The following is a 20,576-nucleotide window of genomic DNA, read 5'->3' as shown; positions in this document are numbered from 1 at the left end:
CTGCAATGAGAACATTCAAATCGGAAGCTAAGCTTCCAAAACTCAGGTTTAGGCCTGTTACTCACTCGTTGGTCAGTTTTGAGAGTTTAAGCTCTCAAGTAGTACCTTGATCCTTGAAAACTGGATACCGAAACGAATTTGCGTTTTAGAACATTCCTTTAAGCTGAACTTGTGTAAACAAGTTTAAAATTAATGGCGATGCTAACGATGATCTGAATGGAAATAAAGGCTTTGGAGTGATTCAATGTCCGATATTTTCCTGAAGGAAAAATCGAGGTTAAGCTAATAAGAGCACACGGAGGATGCCTAGGCGCCAGGAGCCGACGAAGGACGTGGCGAACAACGAAACTGCCTCGGGGAGCTGTAAGCAAGCTTTGATCCGGGGGTGTCCGAATGGGGAAACCCAGCTGTGGTAATTCGCAGTTACTCGTATCTGAATACATAGGATACGCAGAGGCAGACCAGGGGAACTGAAACATCTAAGTACCCTGAGGAAGAGAAAACAATAGTGATTCCGTCAGTAGCGGCGAGCGAACGCGGAACAGCCTAAACCAGGGGGCTTGCCTCCTGGGGTTGTGGGACGTCTCACATGGAGTTACAAAGGAATATGGTAGGCGAAGAGGTCTGGAAAGGCCCGCGATAGAGGTAAAAGCCCTGTAGCCTAAACTGTGTTCTCTCCGAGACGGATCCCGAGTAGTGCGGGGCACGTGAAACCCCGTATGAATCCGGCAGGACCATCTGTCAAGGCTAAATACTACCTGGCGACCGATAGTGAAACAGTACCGTGAGGGAAAGGTGAAAAGCACCCCGGAAGGGGAGTGAAATAGAACCTGAAACCGTGTGCTTACAAAAAGTCAGAGCCCGATCTATGGGTGATGGCGTGCCTTTTGTAGAATGAACCGGCGAGTTACGTTTAACATGCAAGGTTAAGGTGAGAAGCCGGAGCCGCAGCGAAAGCGAGTCTGAATAGGGCGATTTAGTATGTGGACGTAGACCCGAAACCGTGTGATCTACCCCTGTCCAGGGTGAAGGTGCGGTAACACGCACTGGAGGCCCGAACCCACGTACGTTGAAAAGTGCGGGGATGAGGTGGGGGTAGCGGAGAAATTCCAATCGAACTCGGAGATAGCTGGTTCTCCCCGAAATAGCTTTAGGGCTAGCCTCGGTGAATGGAGTGATGGAGGTAGAGCACTGATTGGGTGCGGGGCCCGCAAGGGTTACCAAGCTCAGTCAAACTCCGAATGCCATTATCTTCTTGCCGGGAGTCAGACAGTGAGTGCTAAGATCCATTGTCAAAAGGGAAACAGCCCAGACCATCAGCTAAGGTCCCCAAGTGTGTGTTAAGTGGGAAAGGATGTGGAGTTGCACAGACAACCAGGATGTTGGCTTAGAAGCAGCCACCATTTAAAGAGTGCGTAATAGCTCACTGGTCGAGTGACTCTGCGCCGAAAATGTAACGGGGCTAAACACACCACCGAAGCTATGGCTAGATACGTATGTATCTGGGGTAGGGGAGCGTTGTATGTAGGTTGAAGGTGTACCGTAAGGAGCGCTGGACAGCATACAAGTGAGAATGCCGGTATGAGTAACGAAAAGATCAGTGAGAATCTGATCCGCCGAAAGCCCAAGGTTTCCTGAGGAAGGCTCGTCCGCTCAGGGTAAGTCGGGACCTAAGGCGAGGCCGATAGGCGTAGTCGAAGGACAACAGTTTGAAATTACTGTACCACCGTAATCCGCTATGAGCGATGGGGTGACGCAGGAGGGTAGTGACGCGGACTGATGGATGTCCGTCTAAGCAGTGAGGCTGGTGTGTAGGCAAATCCGCACACTATTAAGGCCAGGCTGTGATGGGGAGCGAAAATTGTAGTAGCGAAGGTCATGATCTCACACTGCCAAGAAAAGCCTCTAGCCAGGAGAAGGTGCCCGTACCGCAAACCGACACAGGTAGGCGAGAAGAGAATTCTAAGGCGCGCGGAAGAACTCTCGTTAAGGAACTCGGCAAAATGACCCCGTAACTTCGGGAGAAGGGGTGCCTCGGTAGGGTGAATAGCCCGAGGGGGCCGCAGTGAAAAGGCCCAAGCGACTGTTTAGCAAAAACACAGGTCTGTGCGAAGCCGTAAGGCGAAGTATACGGGCTGACGCCTGCCCGGTGCTGGAAGGTTAAGGGGAGTGGTTAGGGGTAACCCGAAGCTATGAACCGAAGCCCCAGTAAACGGCGGCCGTAACTATAACGGTCCTAAGGTAGCGAAATTCCTTGTCAGGTAAATTCTGACCCGCACGAATGGCGTAACGACTTGGGCGCTGTCTCAACGAGAGATCCGGTGAAATTTTAATACCTGTGAAGATGCAGGTTACCCGCGACAAGACGGAAAGACCCCATGGAGCTTTACTGCAGCTTGATATTGAATTTGGGTACGATCTGTACAGGATAGGTGGGAGCCGTAGAAACAGGAGCGCAAGCTTCTGTGGAGGCGCCGTTGGGATACCACCCTGATCGTATCTAGGTTCTAACCTGGTACCCTTAACGGGTACGGGGACCGTGTCAGGCGGGCAGTTTGACTGGGGCGGTCGCCTCCTAAAGAGTAACGGAGGCGTTCAAAGGTTCCCTCAGAATGGTTGGAAATCATTCGAAGAGTGCAAAGGCATAAGGGAGCTTGACTGCGAGACCAACAAGTCGAGCAGGGACGAAAGTCGGACTTAGTGATCCGGTGGTACCGCATGGAAGGGCCATCGCTCAACGGATAAAAGCTACCCTGGGGATAACAGGCTTATCTCCCCCAAGAGTCCACATCGACGGGGAGGTTTGGCACCTCGATGTCGGCTCATCGCATCCTGGGGCTGAAGTAGGTCCCAAGGGTTGGGCTGTTCGCCCATTAAAGCGGTACGCGAGCTGGGTTCAGAACGTCGTGAGACAGTTCGGTCCCTATCTGTCGTGGGCGCAGGAAATTTGAGAGGAGCTGTCCTTAGTACGAGAGGACCGGGATGGACGTACCGCTGGTGCACCAGTTGTTCCGCCAGGAGCATGGCTGGGTAGCTACGTACGGACGGGATAAGCGCTGAAAGCATCTAAGCGTGAAGCCCCCCTCAAGATGAGATTTCCCAATTAGTAAGACCCCTTGGAGACGACGAGGTAGATAGGTTGGAGGTGGAAGTGCAGTAATGCATGGAGCTGACCAATACTAATCGGTCGAGGGCTTATCCAACAAACTACCCCAAAAAGTGAAGAAGAGGCTGACGAAGCCGATTCCGAATACTTTCCGGGGGCCCCATAACAAGGGCAAACGCAGATTCGTTTCGGATTCAGTTTTCAGGTGATCAAGCCTGTAACGCAACGACATTTATTCGCACTTCTGGTGATGAACCAAATGTCTAGCGGCAGCGTCTGTTTCACAGACGCATGTTTGGTGGCGATAGCGGAGGGGTTCCACGCGTACCCATCCCGAACACGACCGTTAAGTCCTCCAGCGCCAATGGTACTTGGACCGAAGGGTCCTGGGAGAGTAGGACGCTGCCAAGCACATGAAGTCATTGTTGAGCAATCAACAATGGCTTTTTTGTTATTTCTGACACCTTACCAGTGCCTTCAATCTGCAATACAAAAAGCCGGGGATTTCTCCCCGGCTTAATTCTATATTATTTATACTTTGAATTTATTGATCTGCTCCTGCAGCTCTTCTGCCATCTTGGAGAGGGCGCTGGCTGAGGAAGCAATCTCCTCCATGGAGGCCAGCTGTTCTTCCGTTGCAGCAGATACATTGTGTACTTCACCTGATGACTCTTGCGCAATATTCGAGATTTGTTCCATATACTGGACTGACTCATCCGTGCTGGCTGACATTTCTTCTGAACCAGCGGATACCTCCTGAATTTCGCCTGCCACCTTGTTTACCACCTCAGTAATCTGCCCGAATGCTTGTCCGGCTGCTGTCACAATCTCAATCCCGGCCTCAGTTTCACTGCTGTTTACTTTTACAGCCTCTATGGCGTGGTTTGTATCATTTTGAATGAGCTGTACGAGATCTGTAATCTTCTGAGCCGATACTGAGGATTCTTCTGCCAGCTTACGCACTTCTCCAGCCACAACGGCGAATCCCCGTCCATGCTCACCAGCACGCGCAGCCTCGATGGCCGCATTCAATGCAAGCAGGTTAGTCTGACGGGCGATATTATTGATTACTCCGGTAATACTGCCAATCTCTGCAGAACGTTCTCCCAGCCCGGTAACCAGTTCTGTCAGAGAAGCGATCGAAGTGCGGATCGAGCTCATTTGTTCTACTGCCTGGTGGACAATCCGGTTCCCTTCTGACGATTGATTCGCGGCATCTACAGCTGATACGGATACACTCTGGGCAAGCTGGGCAATTTGCTCGGAGCCCAGGGACATTTCGCTCATCGCCTGGGAGGAGCGTTTCACTATGTTGACCTGCTCTGTTGTACCTGCCGCCAGCAGCTCAACGGTTTCAGAGATTTGCTCGGATGCCTTTGCATTCTGCTCTGCACTCGCAAGCAGTTCCTCTGAAGATGCGGCTACCTGCTCTGAGGTCATGGAAACGGACTGAATCATTGCACGCAGATTGCCTGTCATGGTGTTGAAGGAAGCGGCGAGCGTGCTGAGCTCATCCTTATTTTTAAGCAAAATCGGTTCACCGGTTAAATCTCCATTAGCAATCAGCATTGCCGAAGCATTCAGCTTCTGAATCGGTTTTGCAATAATGCTTGCAATGAAGAAAGCGATAAATACTGCAAGCAGGAAGGAAATAACCGTTACTGCTAAAATAACATTAAAGGCTTGTTCTGCGGATACCAGTGAATTTTTTGTAGCCTGCTGTGATAAATCATTGCCTAACGTAATCAGCTGAGCAATCGTATCATTGGCGGTATACCATAACGGATAGGATTCTGAATGAAGCCTGCTTGCTTCTCCGTAGTCGTTAGCGGTACCGCGTTCAATGAAGGCTGGCATTTTTGCTATATAAGAATCATAGTTCGTGCTGAACGTATCATACATCGCCATTGCATCTGCATTCCCTTCAAGAAGGGAAATAAGCTCTTTGCGCTCATTTTCAATCTTGGCCTGGAGCACCTGCAGGGCTTCATTCAGCTTCTCAACTTCACTCTCATCGGTCTCAACAATGACTGCAAGAGCCAGACGCTCTACATCTGAGACATCCCCGTTCATCATACCCAGCAGGCTGACACTCGGCATCCATTTCTGGTCAATTTCTTCGGCGCCTTGGGACATCCCATGAATCTGAGATAAGGCATAGATACTCACAAAAGCTAGCAGTGCAGCTACTACCAGAAACCCTGTTAATAATTTCATCCTAATCGTAAGCCTCAATCTCTTTAATACACTTCCCTGTCTGTCTGTCATGCGCTCTTCCCACTCCTCAACTTGGCAAAAAAATATAGGTCTTTAATGTTTATCGACACCTTTACATTGGAATTGTAGCTAAATTATTTTGATATTCTTAAATTTAATCAAAAACCCAAATGTTGACTTTCGATCTCTCTATCATGCACTGTATAAATGGAAATCCAATCATACTGAGCCGGAGGAAGAGCGATGGCAGACAACAGGCGGCGGCTGTTTAATATATCTTTGAAATTCAGCACCAAGCTGATTATTGCCTTATCAGCTGCCAATATTCTTATTTCCAGCATTGCAGGCATCTTCCTTAGCGATAAGGACGGGTCCAAATCGAAGCAGGACTTCCTGAACGGCAAGATCGGAATCTATGCGTTTATGACCAACGATTATATGGGCTTCGCCTCGCGTGAGCTGGATACATTGATGAAAAATGTGCCGGATGCAAGGCTGAAGATTATGCCGCTTCCTGTGACTTCAGCAGGACAATTCACTACGGTCTGGAACAACCCGGTGCAGATGACCGCGATTGTAAATGCCCGGGCCAAAAATCCGGAAGCCATCATGGAATATATTGATTTCCTGGTTAAGCCGGATACCGGACGCACGTTCCGCTACGGGATCGAAGGTGAGCATTATAACCTTGAGGCTGACGGCAGACCGGTTATTGTGGATCAGGAAAAATACAAAAATGAAGTAAGCTGGGCAAGCGATTTCGGTATGGTATACAGCCGTCTGGAGGAAGGGAAATACGGCTACGCCGAGACCCAGTTCGATGAAGCGATTCCTGCACAGAAGGAAGCTCTGCGCCTGTTCAAGGAAGCGGTAGACACGTATATGACCGATTTGCCGGTGGGTGAAGGCTTGACGCACTCTGAGCATATGCCGCAATTGCCGAAGGAGCTGCAGGTTAAATTCAGCAACGTCACAGCAGCAGTACACGATATTTACACAAGAGCCATCATCAGCGGCAGCAAATATTCAATGGAACAAGCAGCCCAGGACGCAGCCAAGCAATGGGAAACCGGAGGCGGTGCGGAAATTGTGGACTGGTACAAGGGGTGGGGGGATAAAGAAAAGGATAATGTGCTGATCTGGAGCGACTTCTACGAGATTTTTGAACAGCAGCAAGCCGCGTTAAAAGCTGAATAACAGAACAAGTGACCGTTTGTATTCCTCCGGAATACCGGTCAGCCTAAGCAGCCTGCCTGATGCAGGCTGCTTTTTTTTTGCGCGATAACAAGCTCGAATTTTACAAGTGCCGGGCTCTTTTATCCATTCATGGCAGAAGCCTATCGTGATACTATTTTTTTATTCAACAATTCAGAATCAAAGCGAGGGGAGAATCAAGAAACCTATGCGAAACACCCATTTCTACGGAACCCCTTTTGAGATGGAGCAAATCCGGGAGCCGCGTTTTCCGGAGCAGTGTTTCAGGGCTGAGAATTACCGGCTTTCTGATACGGGGATGTCTGAGGATATTCACGCGATACAGAGAGCTGTGGATGACTGCTCCGCACAAGGAGGAGGTACGGTTATCGTATCCCCGGGGGAATGGCATTCAGGCCCGGTTCATTTAAAAAGTCATGTTCACCTGTCTGTTGAGAAGGGGGCCGTTATTACTTTCAGCGATACCTTTGCCGATTATCTCCCGCCGGTTTTTACAAGATGGGAAGGGATGGAATGCTATAATTATTCCCCGCTGATCTATGCTATCGGCTGCGAGAATATCGCGGTTACCGGCGGGGGGACGCTTAACGGAAACGGCGAAGCATGGTGGCACTGGAAGCAGCTCCAGCAGACCGCAGCTGATAAGCTCTGCTATGCCGAAAGAGACGGGATTCCTGTTGTGGAGCGGGTCTTCGGTACGGAGGAGGCAGCCCTGCGGCCGTCGTTCATCCAGCCTGTCCGCTGCCGGAACGTGCTGATAGAAGGAGTCGTGATCCATAACGGGCCTCAATGGACGGTGCATCCGGTCTATTGCGAGAATGTCATCATCCGCGGAATAGATATTGTCAGCTGCGGCCCCAATACCGATGGGCTGAATCCGGATTCCTGCCGCAATGTGCTCATTGAGGACAGCAGCTTCGAGACCGGAGACGACTGCATCGCAATCAATTCCGGCATGAATGAGGACGGCTGGCGGGTCAGCAAGCCCTGTGAGAATATTGTCATCCGCAATTGTGTAATGAAAGAAGGACACGGAGGCCTTGTAATCGGCAGCGGAATGTCAGGCGGAGTCCGGAATGTGTATGCCCACAACTGTACCATCACCGGCGGAGACCGGGGCATCCGGCTGAAGTCGATGCGCGGCAGGGGCGGTTATGTGGACAATATCCGGTTTGAGCAGATTAAGATTGATAATGTTAGAGAAGAAGCCGTACAGATCAATATGTTCTACGGTTACAGTACCGTGGTTCCCAAGACCAGCACGCCTTCCGATTTCAGCAACATCAGTATTAAGGACATCAGCGGTGAAGGGGCTGCAATTGCCGTCGAAATTAAGGGTCTGCCTGAGCACCGCCTAAATAACATCAGTCTCGAAAATATAAACCTCAGTGCAGACCGCGCTTTAATCTGCAGTGATGTTGAGACCATCAGTCTGAAGGGGTTCAAGGTTACGGCTGCTTCAGGCAAGAGCGTTGCATTTGCAAATGTCGGGCAGCTGCAGCTGGAGGATTACAGCGTAACTCTATAAAAAGGAAGTGAAGAAAAGCCCTGATAATCAAGAAAACCTTGATGTATCGGGGCTATTTTGTTGCAGTTATATTATATTCCGCATTAATCCGCCGGGCTTGTCCTTTTTCATATCCTGCGCTTTATGCCCTTAGCCTGCACGAACCGCTCCAGTACCCGGAAATCCTCGGTCACCTGCTTGAACGGCAGAGCCTCCAGCACTTTGCTCCGGTAATCCTTGGCAGCGGCTGCCGACAGCCTGGAATCGAGGATGCTGAGCACGCCAAGATCAGTTTCGCTGCGGATCAGGCGTCCGGTGCCTTGCCGCAAGCGGAGCAGCATGTCCGGTACGAAGACCTCTTTTAACGGATTATTCGCCTTAGACGCCTTATATTCATAGACCGGATCTGACGGAACCGGAAAAGGCAGCCGGAACACGATAACCTGTGAAAGGTCGGAGCCCTCGATGTTGATCCCTTCCCAGAATACGCCGGTGCTGAGCAGCACTCCTTTGCTGTGCCGGAACCCGGCTATGACCCCGTCCTGGGATGAGCCCTCCTGCTGAATATGCAGCGCCCAGGCCAGCGTCTCGGACCGCAGCTTCCCGTAAACGAATTTCATATCCTCTTTGGCTGAAAAAAGCACCAGTGTCCGCCCGTCTGTTACATTGCATAGCCTCAACATTTCCTTGTACGCCGCTTCAAGATACTCCTGCCGGTTCAAGTGGTTGTAGTAGGGAACACTACCGGAAATGTACATCATGGTATGGCTGTTGTAATCAAAAGGGGAGGGCTGGCGCTCCATATAATCCCCCTTGTAACCAAGCGATTGTGTCAGATAAGCATATTGCTCCTCCAGCGTGTCACCGCCCTGGCACATCGTGGCCGAGGTGAGGATGACAGAGGTCTTTCCGTTGAATAAAGCCTGTTTCAGAAACTGGCTGATGTTCTTGGGACAGATGCTGATGCTTGCTTCGCGGCGGCTTGTGCCGGCCCATAGAAGATAGCCTTGCTCACTCCCTGAGAGGACTGCGAACAGGTCGATCAGCCCGTGTACCGCTTCATACAAATTGTCGATCTCGCGTTCATTCCGGGAAGTCAGTACCGCGAGCCCAAGCTGAAAATCCTTCAACAGCTGTATGCCCCGGCTGAGCGGAATTCCTTTGATTTCGGATAATTTGATACGGTCATTGTCCTGTTTGGCGGTCTGCAGCAGATCGGCTTCCGCCTGCTTGAAGATGCTGTTTAAACAGCTTTTGACCAATCGGACCTGTGCCATCAGGCTTTTATCTGCAGATTGCCTGAAAAGAATCTGCAGCACATCATCGAGCATCCGGCTGGTTCCCCGTAAGGTGAATTCAAGCGTTCTTGCATCCCGCACCTTAGCCTCCAGATTATGAGCTTCATCAATGACGATCAGCGCCGGCTGCTCGGTTATTAGGGGCCTTGTGCCTTCTTTTTTCTTGATCAGATCCCGGATCAGCAGATCCTGATTAACGATGATGAAATCCATGTCACCTGCCCGGGCGCTGATTTTGGCGCGCATATCATAGAACGAGCATGTGCTTTTGTAGCGGCACTGTTCGAATTTGCAGTCATTTACACATACCTCGGACCATACGGCATCACTGATGCCGCCCTGAATATCCGCCCGCTCATCAATCTCATAATTTGTAATCCGGCGGGCAAGAGCTGCCGCAGGGGAGTCCGGAGCCTCCGGCTGGACCAGGTCCGCTGCCCTGTAGCGGCAGGCATACTGGCCCATGCCTTTTCCGACCACAGAGCGCACGGTTGTGAATCCGAGCCTGCTTCCGATTACCCGCAGATCCTTATGGATCTGTTCGGATAGCTGGATGGAGGAGGTGGCAATAATAACCGGCTGCTGCGAGATATGGTTAATGAGCAGACCGGGGATAAGGTAGGCAAAGGATTTGCCGATGCCGACTCCGGCCTCGACCATAGCGTTGCGCCCGTTAATATACGCATCCGCAATATCCAGCGACATATCCTGCTGTCCGGTCCGTTCCCGGAGGCCGAGTCTGGGAAACCGGTCGTACATCCGGAAGACGGCATTGACCAGAGCGGGCTCGATGTCCTTCTTCTGCTCCCGTTTCTGTAACTTATAATGATCACTTAACCAGCTGATGACAATCGCCCCTTCACTGTTTCAATGCGCCTGTACCGGCAAATTGATTTTTTGGGTCAAACTGTAATTATCTCCGATAGAGGCCTGGCAGTCAAGGCTTAGTCATTAAGCTGTCTATCTATCTCAGCGGCCTGAAAAAAGCGCGGATATCCCCGGCCAGCGGCCCGGGTGCTTCCATGGCTGTAAAGTGCCCGCCGTGCGGCATTTCCGTCCAGCGGGTGATATTCAGATTGCGCATTGCCCACTCCTTAGGCGGCAGAAGAATATCGCCCGGGAACAAGGCCAGTCCTGTGGGTACTTCGATCCGGCCCAGCGGCGGTAGGGAAGAGGCGTTTTCGTGATAGATTTGTGCAGCTGAGCCTATCGTATTGGTCACCCAATAGATCATGATGTTCGTGAGCAGCTCATCCTCGGTGAAGCTTTGGCTTAGATCGCCTTTACAGTCGCTCCAGTCGTGGAATTTTTCGAGAATCCAGCCTGCCAGCCCGGCCGGTGAGTCGGAGAGTCCATAAGCCAGCGTACGGGGCTTGGTAGACTGAATGGAGATATAAGCCCCCTCACGGGCAAGCCAGCTCTGGGCAGTCTGCTGATACTGCCGTTCTTCAGCAGTAAGATCTGCCTGGTTGCCCGGAGCCAAGAGACTGCGGATAATGCCGATATCGGTAAGGTGGATTCCAGCCAAAAGCCCGGGACGGCTGGCTGCCAGATATCTTGTAACACCCGAGCCGATATCACCGCCTGCAGCCGCGAATGTGGTATAGCCTAGCTCCTCCGTCATCAGCTTGGCCCACATAGCAGAAATATGGGCATTGTTGATATCTCCATGCTCCGGATAGCCGGAGAAGCCGAAGCCGGGCAGCGAAGGAACGATAACGTCGAAGGAATCCTCGGCGTTCCCGCCGTAGCTTGCCGGGTCAGTGAGCATCGGTATGATTTTGGAATAGCGGACAAAGCTGTCCGGCCAGCCGTGCGTTAAGAGGAGGGGCAGAGGATTAGGCCCTTTACCTCGCTCGTGGATAAAATGGATATCGATTCCGTCAATATTGCTGCGATAATGCGCGAACCGGTTCAGCTTGGCTTCCTGTGCCCGCCAGTCAAAATGATCCCGCCAATACGCCAGAAGTGAATGTAAATAGGTGAAGTCTGTCCCCTGCTCCCAGCCGTTATCTTCGAATAAATTAGGCCAGCGGATATGATCCAATCTGTATTTTAGATCGGCAAGCACTTCATCGGCTACGCAGATTTCAAAACGTTCAGTTGCCAAGATGAATCCCCCATTCTTTCCGTTGTAAATTACGAGTATAGTAAACTATACCAGCTTCATATGTATTATTATGGAATATAAGAGGAGAAAAGCATACCTTAATTTGTAACCTGGAGGGAAGCCGTTTTGATCAAGCATGCTGAGCAAGTAATATCGTTCTATCCTGTAAAGGAGCCGGTAATTGAGTTCATCCGGCATAACGAGAATATGACCTTTAAGGTAACGGATGCAGCCGGCGGCAAGGCTTATCTGCTCCGGATTCACCATCCGAGAACAGCGGGGCTGTCTGGCACCCAGCATACGCTGGAAGGCCTGAAGTCCGAAGTGTATCTTCTTCAGGAGCTGAACCGGAGGAAGGCGATTCAGGTGCAGGAGCCGGTCGTTAACCATGCAGGCGAGTATGTAACATTGTATCCGTCCGAGGAATTCGGCTCATGTTATGCGACAGTGCTGGAGTGGCTGGAAGGCGCAGTGCTGACAGGGGATGAGGAGAATATCGGGAGGATTGCCTATACACTGGGAGAGACCTTTGCAGAGCTTCATAACGCTTCAGGCGGGCAGCAGCTGTCCGGCTTAACGAGGCCTGTATACGGTGTACAAAGTATTGATTCCGCAATTGAAGAGCTTAAATGCGGTATAACTGGCGGCGTATATACTCAGGAGCTGTACGATATAATCGTGGAAGTGCTGGATGTAATCAAGGTACAGCTGACCGAGCTGGATGCAAGGCAGGACAGCTGGGGAATCATTCACGCCGATGTACAGCCCGGAAATGTGATTGTGCAGGGAGCAACGCCGCATCTGATAGATTTCTGTTTATCCGGCTACGGATATTATCTGTTTGATGTAGGAAGCGCTTCCACAGCATTGAAAAGCGAGCTAAGACCGGCTTTTTTGGAGGGCTACAGCTCACGGAGAGACTTCACGATTGACGATATCCGGTACATTGAAGGACAAATATTGATGGATGTCTTCATCAGCTATGCGATGTTCATCCGTGATCCCGCCAGCAACGGCTGGGTTAAGGAGCATGCGGTAAAGGTATACGGGAAATGCAAGGATTTTCTGGCGGGAAAAGAAGTGTACCATCTGCTGTAATCCCAACGGTGCATAATCAGGAGCGGTGCAGTAAAAAATACCCATATCTATAGATGGCGGAGGGATATGGGTATGAACGAAATCTGGAATGAGGTCTGGAATGAGGTCTGGAAGGCTCTGGTGCTGATTATATTCGGTATGCTGGTGCTCAGACTGGCCGGCAGGAAATCCATCTCACAGATGACCATCCCGACAACAATCGCGATGATATCCATCGGGACGATTATCGTAGAGCCTATTGCGGACCATCATATCCTGATTACGATGGCGGCTGCTGTTGTATTTATTGCCGTGCTGATTGCGGTAGAGTGGCTGCAGCTGCGGTGGAGCCTGTTCGAAAGGCTGGTCAAGGGACCGGCGGTTATTGTCATTAAGGACGGCCGGGTGCAGGAGCAGAATCTGAAGAAGCTGAGATTAACCATAGAAGCGCTGGAGATGAATCTGCGGGAGCAGGGTATTTCCAGGCTCAGCGATGTGAAGACGGCAACATTTGAGCCTAACGGCATGATGGGTTATGAGCTTTCAGATGCCGCAAGGCCAGTAACCTTGACCGACGTGGAGACGCTGCTGGCGAAATACCTGGCTGGAGCAGGGACCGGGAATGGTGCAGCAGCGCCGAAAGAGCAGGGACAGAAGAAGCCGGATGAAAGTCTGTTTGACCAGCTTTAGATGGAACAGTTCAGAATTATTTCATGATCAGCCGGGCAGCTACAATAATCAGAAAGACCGCCAGCAGCCTGAGCAGCAGCTTACCCGGCAGGCGTTTGGCAAGCCGTGCGCCGAGCTGGCCGCCGATAATGGCTCCGGGCGCTAAGCATAACACCATGATCCACTCAATATTTTGCAGATAGCCATGGGTTGATGTGCTGACGATTGACGACAGAAAAATCTGCAGCATGGAAGTGGCAACGGCAATATGTGTCGAGAAGCCGAGCAGCAGCGTCATTGTCGGCACCATCAGACTGCCCCCGCCGACGCCGAACAGACTGGCCAGGAAACCGACGAAGAAGCTGATAATAACGCCTGTAGGCATATGATAGGCGTATTCAAACCGGCTGCCTCCAGCATCTGCGAAGCTCCGCTTGACCGTAGGATTAAACGGCAGGGTCAGGGGCTTTTTCGGCTTGAACAGGAGCAGCAGCGCAATCAGAACCAGAAAAATGCCGAAGCTGACAAAGAAGGCTCTTCCCTCAATCTGTTCTGATAACAGCGCTCCGATAACCGAGCCGGGAATAGAAGCCATTGCGAACCAGAGCGCCGCCTGATAGTCGATTCTTTTTTGACGGGCATAGACGTAAGTACTGGAAATAGAATTGAACAGCAGCATTGCCATGGAGGTACCGGCCAAATGGGCGGTTGGCATCTCAGGGTACAGAAAGGCTAACGCCGGTACAACAATGAAGCCGCCGCCAAGTCCGACAAGCGATCCGGAAATGCCGGCGGTCAATCCGAGCAGGAATAAAAGCAGGTAGATTAGCACTCAGCAGTTCCCTTTCGTTATAAAGTATTATGACGACTCAAATGTAACCATCATGTGCGTTCCAGAAAAAACGTCCGGCGAACAGCCTGCGGGTAATCCATCTGCGCTGCTCTGAGGTCAGGCTCTCGTCTGCTTCCATAGCGGAGCAGATATCCTCCGGTACAAGCCTTGTCACAGTGTGCAAAGCAGCCTTCTGTGCATTGGCGTCCAGTACAAGAATTTCGGCTGTATCCGTGCTGCCGGTCCACTGCGGCCAGTCAGGCAGCTCTTCCGTATTCGGATTACCTGTGCTTAGAAAGTGCCGCAGATAACTGCACATTAAAGTGGACAATTCCCTGCGTCCGGGCTCATTATGTCCGGTAATTACACCTTCCGGATAATTGCCCTCAAATGCACCCGTATAAAAAGCAATATCAGCTCCGTGCGGCGCACCCAGCAAAAGCCGGTAGTCAGCACCGGTCACTCCTTCCTGCAGGCCCCAGCCGAACCGGTAAGCAAAAACAGGGATGTGCGGGATCGCAGCCGTTAAGCGGTCTGCAGTCTGCTCTGCATTAAAAGCGGCATAGAGCCTGTTACCATAGTGAACTGCCGCTGCGTAAAGCTGCTCAAGCCCGGTATTTCCGCTTAGCCTGCCATCAGCCTGCACCAGGCCTGAGAAGCGGGAATCGGCCAAAGCAAAGCCGGTAAATTCGCTCGCTGTACTGCCGAGTACAAAGGGCAGCACAGGATACTCCGGAGCATTGAGCCTGTCGAAGCCGCCTTCCGGAATAACGGTTCCGTCCTCGAACAAATGGGGGAATGCTCCCATGCGGATTCCGGTGTCGCGGATCATTCCGGCAAACTGTCCGGCACTCCGGCTGTACAGATAGTCCGCAATTGCTTCGGCCGATTGCTGCGTAATCCATTCCTCCGCCTCAGCAGCGCTTGCAGCTGTCCCGTCATCTGACAGCAATGCCGCAAGAATATCATTAGCATAAGCTTCACCCTGTTCTGCAGCGGCCGTCGTTAAGCCGCCACTCATAAGGTACAGCTTGTGGAACAGGCCTCTGCTAAGCGGAGAGAGATAAGCGGCCAGAGCATTTCTTGCTCCGGCTGACTGGCCCGCCAGCGTTATATTTCCCGGATTTCCGCCAAAATAGTTAATATTCTTTTGTACCCACTTCAGCGCATGTAGAATATCCAGCAGGCCGTAATTTCCTGAATCATCGAGCGGATCACCTGTGCGGAGCGCCGGATGGCGGAAGAATCCCATTGCTCCCAAACGATAATTTATAGTGAGGACTATGCTGTCAGTGCTGACCGCCAGCCGGCTGCCCTGAAAGTCCTGTCCGGAGCCGGCGATATTACCGCCTCCGTGCAGATAGACCAATACAGGCCGGCCGGCTTCAGTATGCTCCGGACGCCAAATATTCAGATACAGGCAGTCTTCGCTGCCTCCTGCTTCACCCTCCAGCCATTGAACACTGCTGTTCTTGTACTCCCGGACGCATAATATGCCTTCCCAGGGCTCCGCTTCACGCGGCGCTTTCCAGCGCAGCTGCCCGGCAGGCGGCTTGGCATAAGGGATACCCAGCCAGGCCATGGCCCGCTGTTCGGTCAGGTGAATCCCCTTTAGCCTGCCGTCAGAAATGGTAACGGTTTCTTCCATAAATGAATTTGCGCTCATACACATCCCCCTCTACTCGTTTTTATTATAGAACTGCTCCGGTGTACCGGACAAGATATCAATATCGACCGTATAGGTTCCTCCTCCTGCGGGTAATAACTAACAGCGCATCTATAAACTGCTGAGAAAGGAGCATGTAAAGATGAAACGGAAACTGCTGATAACAGGAGCTTCGGGTGTAATCGGAAATACAGTCTACCAGGGACTGAAGCAAGACGGCCGGTATGATGTTACCGGAGCTGATATTGTCGCAGCAGAAAGCCAGGGCATTGTTCAGCTGGACATTGCCGATGAAGCGCGTCTTAAAAAACTGACGCAAGGCATAGATACCGTACTCCATTTTGCCTGGATGAAGGATGAGGATGATTTTCTGGGTAAGGTGCTGCAAGGAAATGTAGCCGGTGCCTACAAGCTGTTTGAAGCTGCGGTGCAAAGCGGAGTTAAACGGATTATCTTCGCCAGCTCTAATCATGCGACCGGTTTCTATAAGACAGATGAGCAGGTTGAACCGTCCGATCCTTACCGTCCGGACAGCTTCTACGGGCTGAGTAAATGCTACATTGAGCTGCTCGGCCGTCTGTATGCGGATCAAGGAAAAATTTCTTCTATTAATATCCGAATCGGTAATTTTCCCGAAGATGACCGTCCGCATTCCGAACGTGCAGGACATATCTGGATATCCGGACGCGATATGCTGCAGCTGGCTATCTGTTGTATCGAGGCCGATGAAGGAATGAAGTATTTGAACCTCTACGGCACGTCTGCCAATAAGGATAACTATTACGATATTGCCTACCTTGAGCAACTGATCGGCTACAAGCCGCAGGATGACGGAGCTGAACTGCTTGAGCAGGCCAAGGCAGCCGGCCGGAGGATACGCCGGGATGAAACGGCCTACCAGGGGGGACAGAAGACATAGTCAGCAGTGCAGTGACAGTATGGGCTCCGGTTTCGGGGCCTGATTGCGTTCTACAGAAGGCAGTAATCCGAAAAGTATCTTGACTTTAAGATAAAAAGGGAGTAAATTGAGATCAAGGAGTTATCTTAACTTAAAGATAATCATCCTAAATATCTTAAACTTAAGAATCTTTAAAACGTAATAACGTATTAAAATGATTCTCTGAAATAACACTACAATAAAAGGGGTCGGTTATAATGACTAATACAGCAGCAAAACAAACAATGGGGATTCATCATATTACAGCAATTGTCGGGCATCCGCAGGAGAATATGGATTTTTACGCAGGGGTGCTGGGCTTGCGTCTGGTTAAGCAGACAGTCAATTTTGATGATCCGGGCACATATCACTTCTACTTCGGCAATGACGGAGGGAAGCCGGGCACAATCATTACCTTCTTCCCTTGGCCTGGAGCCTACAAAGGCAAAATCGGCGGCGGACAGGTGGGGGTAACAACTTACATTATCCCGGTAGGAGCGATGAGCTTCTGGAAAGAAAGACTGGCAACGTTCAAGGTCGCTTTCAGCGAGCTGGAGCGGTTCGGGGAGCAGGTGCTTGAATTCGATGATCCGCACGGGCTGCATCTGGAGCTGGTGGAGCGGGAAGCCGGGGAGCAGAACGGCTGGACCTTCGGGGGCGTTACACCAGAGGTTGCGATCAAAGGGTTCGGCGGCGCCACACTGCTGTCGACTGATCCGGAAGCAACGGCTGAGCTGCTGGAGCAGGTGCTGGGGCTTACATTTATCGGCCGGGAAAATGATATTGCCCGTTTCCATTCTACTGCCGATCTGGGCAATGTCATTGATCTCAAAATGACCGCTGTACAGCGAGGTGAAATGGGTGTAGGCACAGTGCATCATATCGCCTGGAGAGCCAAGGATGATCAGGATCAGCTGGAATGGCAGAGCTACGTGCATGATCACGGATATGGGGTAACCGCAGTGCAGGACCGGAACTATTTTAACGCGATTTACTTCAGGGAGCATGGGGAGATTTTGTTCGAAATTGCTACAGATCCTCCAGGCTTCGCCCATGATGAAACGCAGGAAACAATGGGTACGGAGCTTAAGCTGCCGGCACAGTATGAGCCGCACAGAGCACAGATTGAACAGGTTCTGCTGCCGTTCCAGATCAGAGAGCTCGACTAAATGAACTTACGGGAAGGAATGACTGATATGCTGGCGATAGACCCCGCAGGGAATACGGAGAGGGACAATTATAAGCTGCTGGTGGGCAGCATTATACCGCGGCCGATTGCTTTTGTGACAACGCAGTCTGCAGAAGGCGTGCTGAACGGAGCACCCTTCAGTTTTTTCAATATCGTCTCCTCCAATCCGCCAATGATCTCAGTGTCTGTTCAGCATGCGGCAGGCAAGCCCAAGGATACAGCACGGAACATAATGGAACGCAGGGAGTTTGTAGTGCATATTGTGGACCGCAGCAATGTGGAGCAGATCAATATGACCGCAGCTCCCCTTGCTCCGGATCAGAGTGAAATAACGCTTGCAGGACTTACACCTGTGCAGAGCACTGCTATCTCTGTGCCGGGAGTTAAGGAAGCGAAGGTAAGAATGGAATGTGTGCTGGAGCAAACAGTGGAATTCCCGGGCTTCGAGCTGCTGATCGGCAGAGTCGTCCAGTTTCACATTGCGGAGGAGATTTATGAGCAGGGCAGAATTGATCCGCACAAGCTGGGCGCAGTCAGCCGTCTGGCAGGGAATCACTATGCGGGTCTCGGAGAGATTTTTGAGATTGAAAGACCGGTCTAACAGGACTGTCCCGGGGAACAGCCGGAGGATTCCGGCCGTCCCTTACCGGTGCAGCCAAGGCACTATTACTGCATAATATAACGCGGCAGCTCTACAATGACTGAGGTTCCTATAGTGAACTCACTTTCAATCTTCAGCCGTCCGCCGTGCAGCCCGATGATCTCTTTGCAGATGGCAAGACCCAGACCGCTGCCGGACTGGCGTGAGCGGCCCTTGAAGAACTTGGTGCCAAGCTTGTCCAGATCAGCCGCCTCTATGCCTTCCCCGGTATCCGTTACCGTAATAATGATCAGCTCCTCCTGCTGGACCGCAGTTAGGCTTACCGCCCCCTGTGCCGGAGTGAACTTGAAGGCATTATCCAGCAGATTGACGAACACCTGCTTCAAGCGGTTGAAATCACCGTTAACCGGCAACGGCTGGTCGGGAATATCGGCGTAGAGCCGGATTTCCTTCGTCTGACCGCGGTAGCGGAACTGCAGGAGCAGATCCTCCAGCAGTCCCCTGAGATCATACGGCTGCAGATCAACCGTAATCTCCCCGGCCTGAAATTTGGAGAAATCGAGCAGATCTTCTACCAGTCCAATGAGCCGGTCTGTTTCGCCGGTCATCACCTCGAGACCCTGCAGGGTCTCTTTTTTATCGGACAAATCACCCATAAGCAGCGTCTCGCCCCAGCCTTTGATTGAGGTCAGGGGAGTACGCAGCTCATGCGTGACGGATGAGATGAAGTCGTATTTGATTTTTTCACTCTTGAGGATTTCGTCGGACATGTAATTGAGCGTGACGGCCAGCGTCCCGATCTCATCATTATGCTGCTTCGCTGCCTTGGCGGTGAAATTGCCGGTCGCCATTTCCTTGGCTACAGACGTAAGCTGTTGAATCGGCCCTACAATCCGCTTCGCGATGATCAGGCTGAGCACGAAGCCGAACAGGATGACCAGCAGCCCGACCCACACTGCATTCAGCACAATAGTGACAATAACGTCGTACAGCGGCTCGGCAGAAACGGAATAGCGCAGCACGCCTATATTGATCCCGGCTTCCTTGATCGGGAGAGAGACCGCTATAATCCGTTCCCCGTTCACCGGGGTAAGACTTTGGTAGCTTCCTTTGCCGCTGCTGAGTGCATTCCTCACATCAGGCGTATCAATCCGCTCTTCGCTGGAAAAGCCGAATGAATTGATGATGACATTTCCTTCGGTGTTCAGTACCTCAACCTTGCTGCTCTCCTCAGTGGAGAGGTTCTCCAGTATGTACCTGGCCCGCTCATTGATTGAATAGCCCTCCAGATACTTGTTGAAAAAGGTAGCGGAGGTCGTAGCCCTTGAAGACAGGGTCTCCATCGCACTTCCCAGATAAAAGTAGTGGACCGCGACAATAAATACCCCTTCCAGCAGCAGGACGATTAGGAGCAGGACTATTGTAATATAGGTAATGAGCCGTGCCCTGATCCCTCTCAGCAATGTTGTACCCTCCATAAATAGCCGAATCCCCACACGGTTTCCAGGTATTGCGGCCCTGTGGCATCCTGGCCGATTTTTTGGCGTATCCGGCTGATATTTACATCCACAATTTTGAGCTCTCCCATGAAATACTGCCCCCAGACCGAGGTCAGAATATCATCTCGGTTAATCGCCTTATTGGGCTGCTCCATCAGCAGTTTGATAATCGAGAACTCTGTGGGCGTCAAAGCGATCTCCAGCCCGTCCTTCAGCAGCTTCCGTTCGTCCGGCATCAGGGTAAAAGGGGGCAGCTGGATGACGTTCTCCTGCAGTACTGTCTCCCCGGGGTACATACGCCGGTACAGTGAACGGACCCGGGCCAGCAGCTCTACCGGGCTGAACGGCTTGATCACATAGTCATCCGCTCCTGAATCCAGACCCATAACCTTGTCGATCTCCTGGCTTTTGGCGGTCAGCATAATGATGCCCAGGCGGGGGAAATCTCTGCGCAGCATGGCGCAGACCTCGAAGCCGCTGATCCCCGGAAGCATCAGATCGAGAATGGCGATGTCAAAATCCCGCTGCTCCCGCGCCGCGGCCAGTGCCGCTTCACCGGTAGCAGCTTCGGTCACCTCAAAGCCGGCACGCTTCAGATTTACGTGTAAAAAATCGCGTATCGGCTTCTCGTCTTCCAATACCAGCACCTTCAT

The 20,576-nt window shown here is 51.6% G+C and carries 14 protein-coding genes and 2 rRNA genes; 9 read left to right on the top strand and 7 right to left on the bottom strand.

The window, feature by feature from the left end; translation table 11 throughout:
- The first annotated feature begins 275 nt into the window (after nt 1-275).
- Together R70331_RS25800 and rrf are read left to right on the top strand one after the other, a co-directional pair.
- A 23S ribosomal RNA gene (locus R70331_RS25800) occupies nt 276-3,203 on the top strand.
- A 197-nt stretch (nt 3,204-3,400) separates the two neighbouring features.
- Nucleotides 3,401-3,517, top strand: a 5S ribosomal RNA gene (gene rrf, locus R70331_RS25795).
- Between the two features lie 120 nt (nt 3,518-3,637).
- On the opposite strand, the gene R70331_RS25790 is transcribed toward rrf, so the two are convergent.
- A complete protein-coding gene (locus R70331_RS25790) occupies nt 3,638-5,323 on the bottom strand; it encodes a methyl-accepting chemotaxis protein (protein ID WP_442950559.1) in 1,686 nt (561 codons plus the stop codon).
- 243 nt (nt 5,324-5,566) lie between these two features.
- Between R70331_RS25790 and R70331_RS25785 the strand changes: the two genes are divergently transcribed.
- Together R70331_RS25785 and R70331_RS25780 are read left to right on the top strand one after the other, a co-directional pair.
- On the top strand, nt 5,567-6,520 hold the full coding sequence (locus R70331_RS25785; RefSeq protein WP_052419222.1) for a type 2 periplasmic-binding domain-containing protein: 954 nt from the start codon (nt 5,567-5,569) through the stop codon (nt 6,518-6,520).
- 205 nt (nt 6,521-6,725) lie between these two features.
- Nucleotides 6,726-8,066: a glycoside hydrolase family 28 protein gene (locus R70331_RS25780; RefSeq protein ID WP_052419221.1), complete on the top strand. Its 1,341-nt coding sequence runs from the start codon at nt 6,726-6,728 to the stop codon at nt 8,064-8,066.
- Nucleotides 8,067-8,173: 107 nt separating this feature from the next.
- Here the strand turns inward: R70331_RS25780 and R70331_RS25775 are convergent, their stop codons facing one another.
- Both R70331_RS25775 and R70331_RS25770 read right to left on the bottom strand, forming a co-directional pair.
- Nucleotides 8,174-10,102, bottom strand: a complete 1,929-nt coding sequence (locus R70331_RS25775) for an ATP-dependent DNA helicase (RefSeq protein ID WP_231576358.1) — start codon at nt 10,100-10,102, stop codon at nt 8,174-8,176.
- Between the two features lie 205 nt (nt 10,103-10,307).
- Nucleotides 10,308-11,453 (bottom strand): epoxide hydrolase family protein, encoded by a 1,146-nt coding sequence (locus R70331_RS25770; protein WP_042180601.1) that lies wholly within the window; start codon nt 11,451-11,453, stop codon nt 10,308-10,310.
- A 126-nt stretch (nt 11,454-11,579) separates the two neighbouring features.
- Between R70331_RS25770 and R70331_RS25765 the strand changes: the two genes are divergently transcribed.
- Entirely contained in the window at nt 11,580-12,551 is a 972-nt protein-coding gene (locus tag R70331_RS25765) for a phosphotransferase enzyme family protein (RefSeq protein WP_042180599.1), read from the top strand.
- A 72-nt stretch (nt 12,552-12,623) separates the two neighbouring features.
- Nucleotides 12,624-13,220 (top strand): DUF421 domain-containing protein, encoded by a 597-nt coding sequence (locus tag R70331_RS25760; protein ID WP_042180597.1) that lies wholly within the window; start codon nt 12,624-12,626, stop codon nt 13,218-13,220.
- A gap of 16 nt (nt 13,221-13,236) precedes the next feature.
- Here R70331_RS25760 and R70331_RS25755 read toward each other — a convergent pair whose 3' ends face one another.
- A complete protein-coding gene (locus R70331_RS25755) occupies nt 13,237-14,031 on the bottom strand; it encodes a sulfite exporter TauE/SafE family protein (RefSeq protein ID WP_042180595.1) in 795 nt (264 codons plus the stop codon).
- Nucleotides 14,032-14,068: 37 nt separating this feature from the next.
- Complete coding sequence (locus tag R70331_RS25750) at nt 14,069-15,697, bottom strand: carboxylesterase/lipase family protein (RefSeq protein ID WP_052419220.1); 1,629 nt, start codon at nt 15,695-15,697, stop codon at nt 14,069-14,071.
- Between the two features lie 142 nt (nt 15,698-15,839).
- Here R70331_RS25750 and R70331_RS25745 point away from each other — a divergent pair, with 142 nt between their 5' ends.
- From R70331_RS25745 to R70331_RS25735, 3 genes are all read left to right on the top strand, one after another.
- On the top strand, nt 15,840-16,616 hold the full coding sequence (locus R70331_RS25745) for an NAD-dependent epimerase/dehydratase family protein (protein WP_042180592.1): 777 nt from the start codon (nt 15,840-15,842) through the stop codon (nt 16,614-16,616).
- A 236-nt stretch (nt 16,617-16,852) separates the two neighbouring features.
- Complete coding sequence (locus R70331_RS25740) at nt 16,853-17,803, top strand: ring-cleaving dioxygenase (RefSeq protein ID WP_042180590.1); 951 nt, start codon at nt 16,853-16,855, stop codon at nt 17,801-17,803.
- A gap of 27 nt (nt 17,804-17,830) precedes the next feature.
- Nucleotides 17,831-18,424, top strand: a complete 594-nt coding sequence (locus R70331_RS25735) for a flavin reductase family protein (RefSeq protein WP_042183251.1) — start codon at nt 17,831-17,833, stop codon at nt 18,422-18,424.
- 65 nt (nt 18,425-18,489) lie between these two features.
- Here the strand turns inward: R70331_RS25735 and R70331_RS25730 are convergent, their stop codons facing one another.
- Together R70331_RS25730 and R70331_RS25725 are read right to left on the bottom strand one after the other, a co-directional pair.
- A complete protein-coding gene (locus R70331_RS25730; RefSeq protein ID WP_331281490.1) occupies nt 18,490-19,887 on the bottom strand; it encodes a sensor histidine kinase in 1,398 nt (465 codons plus the stop codon).
- Nucleotides 19,881-20,576 (bottom strand): response regulator transcription factor, encoded by a 696-nt coding sequence (locus R70331_RS25725; protein WP_042180587.1) that lies wholly within the window; start codon nt 20,574-20,576, stop codon nt 19,881-19,883. Before R70331_RS25725 ends, R70331_RS25730 begins: the two co-directional genes overlap by 7 nt.

The sequence above is a fragment of the Paenibacillus sp. FSL R7-0331 genome (genome assembly GCF_000758645.1).
In the GTDB taxonomy this organism is placed as follows: domain Bacteria; phylum Bacillota; class Bacilli; order Paenibacillales; family Paenibacillaceae; genus Paenibacillus_AQ; species Paenibacillus_AQ camerounensis.
The sequence above is the reverse complement of the archived record's forward strand: the minus strand, read 5'-3'. Positions and strand labels throughout refer to the sequence as shown.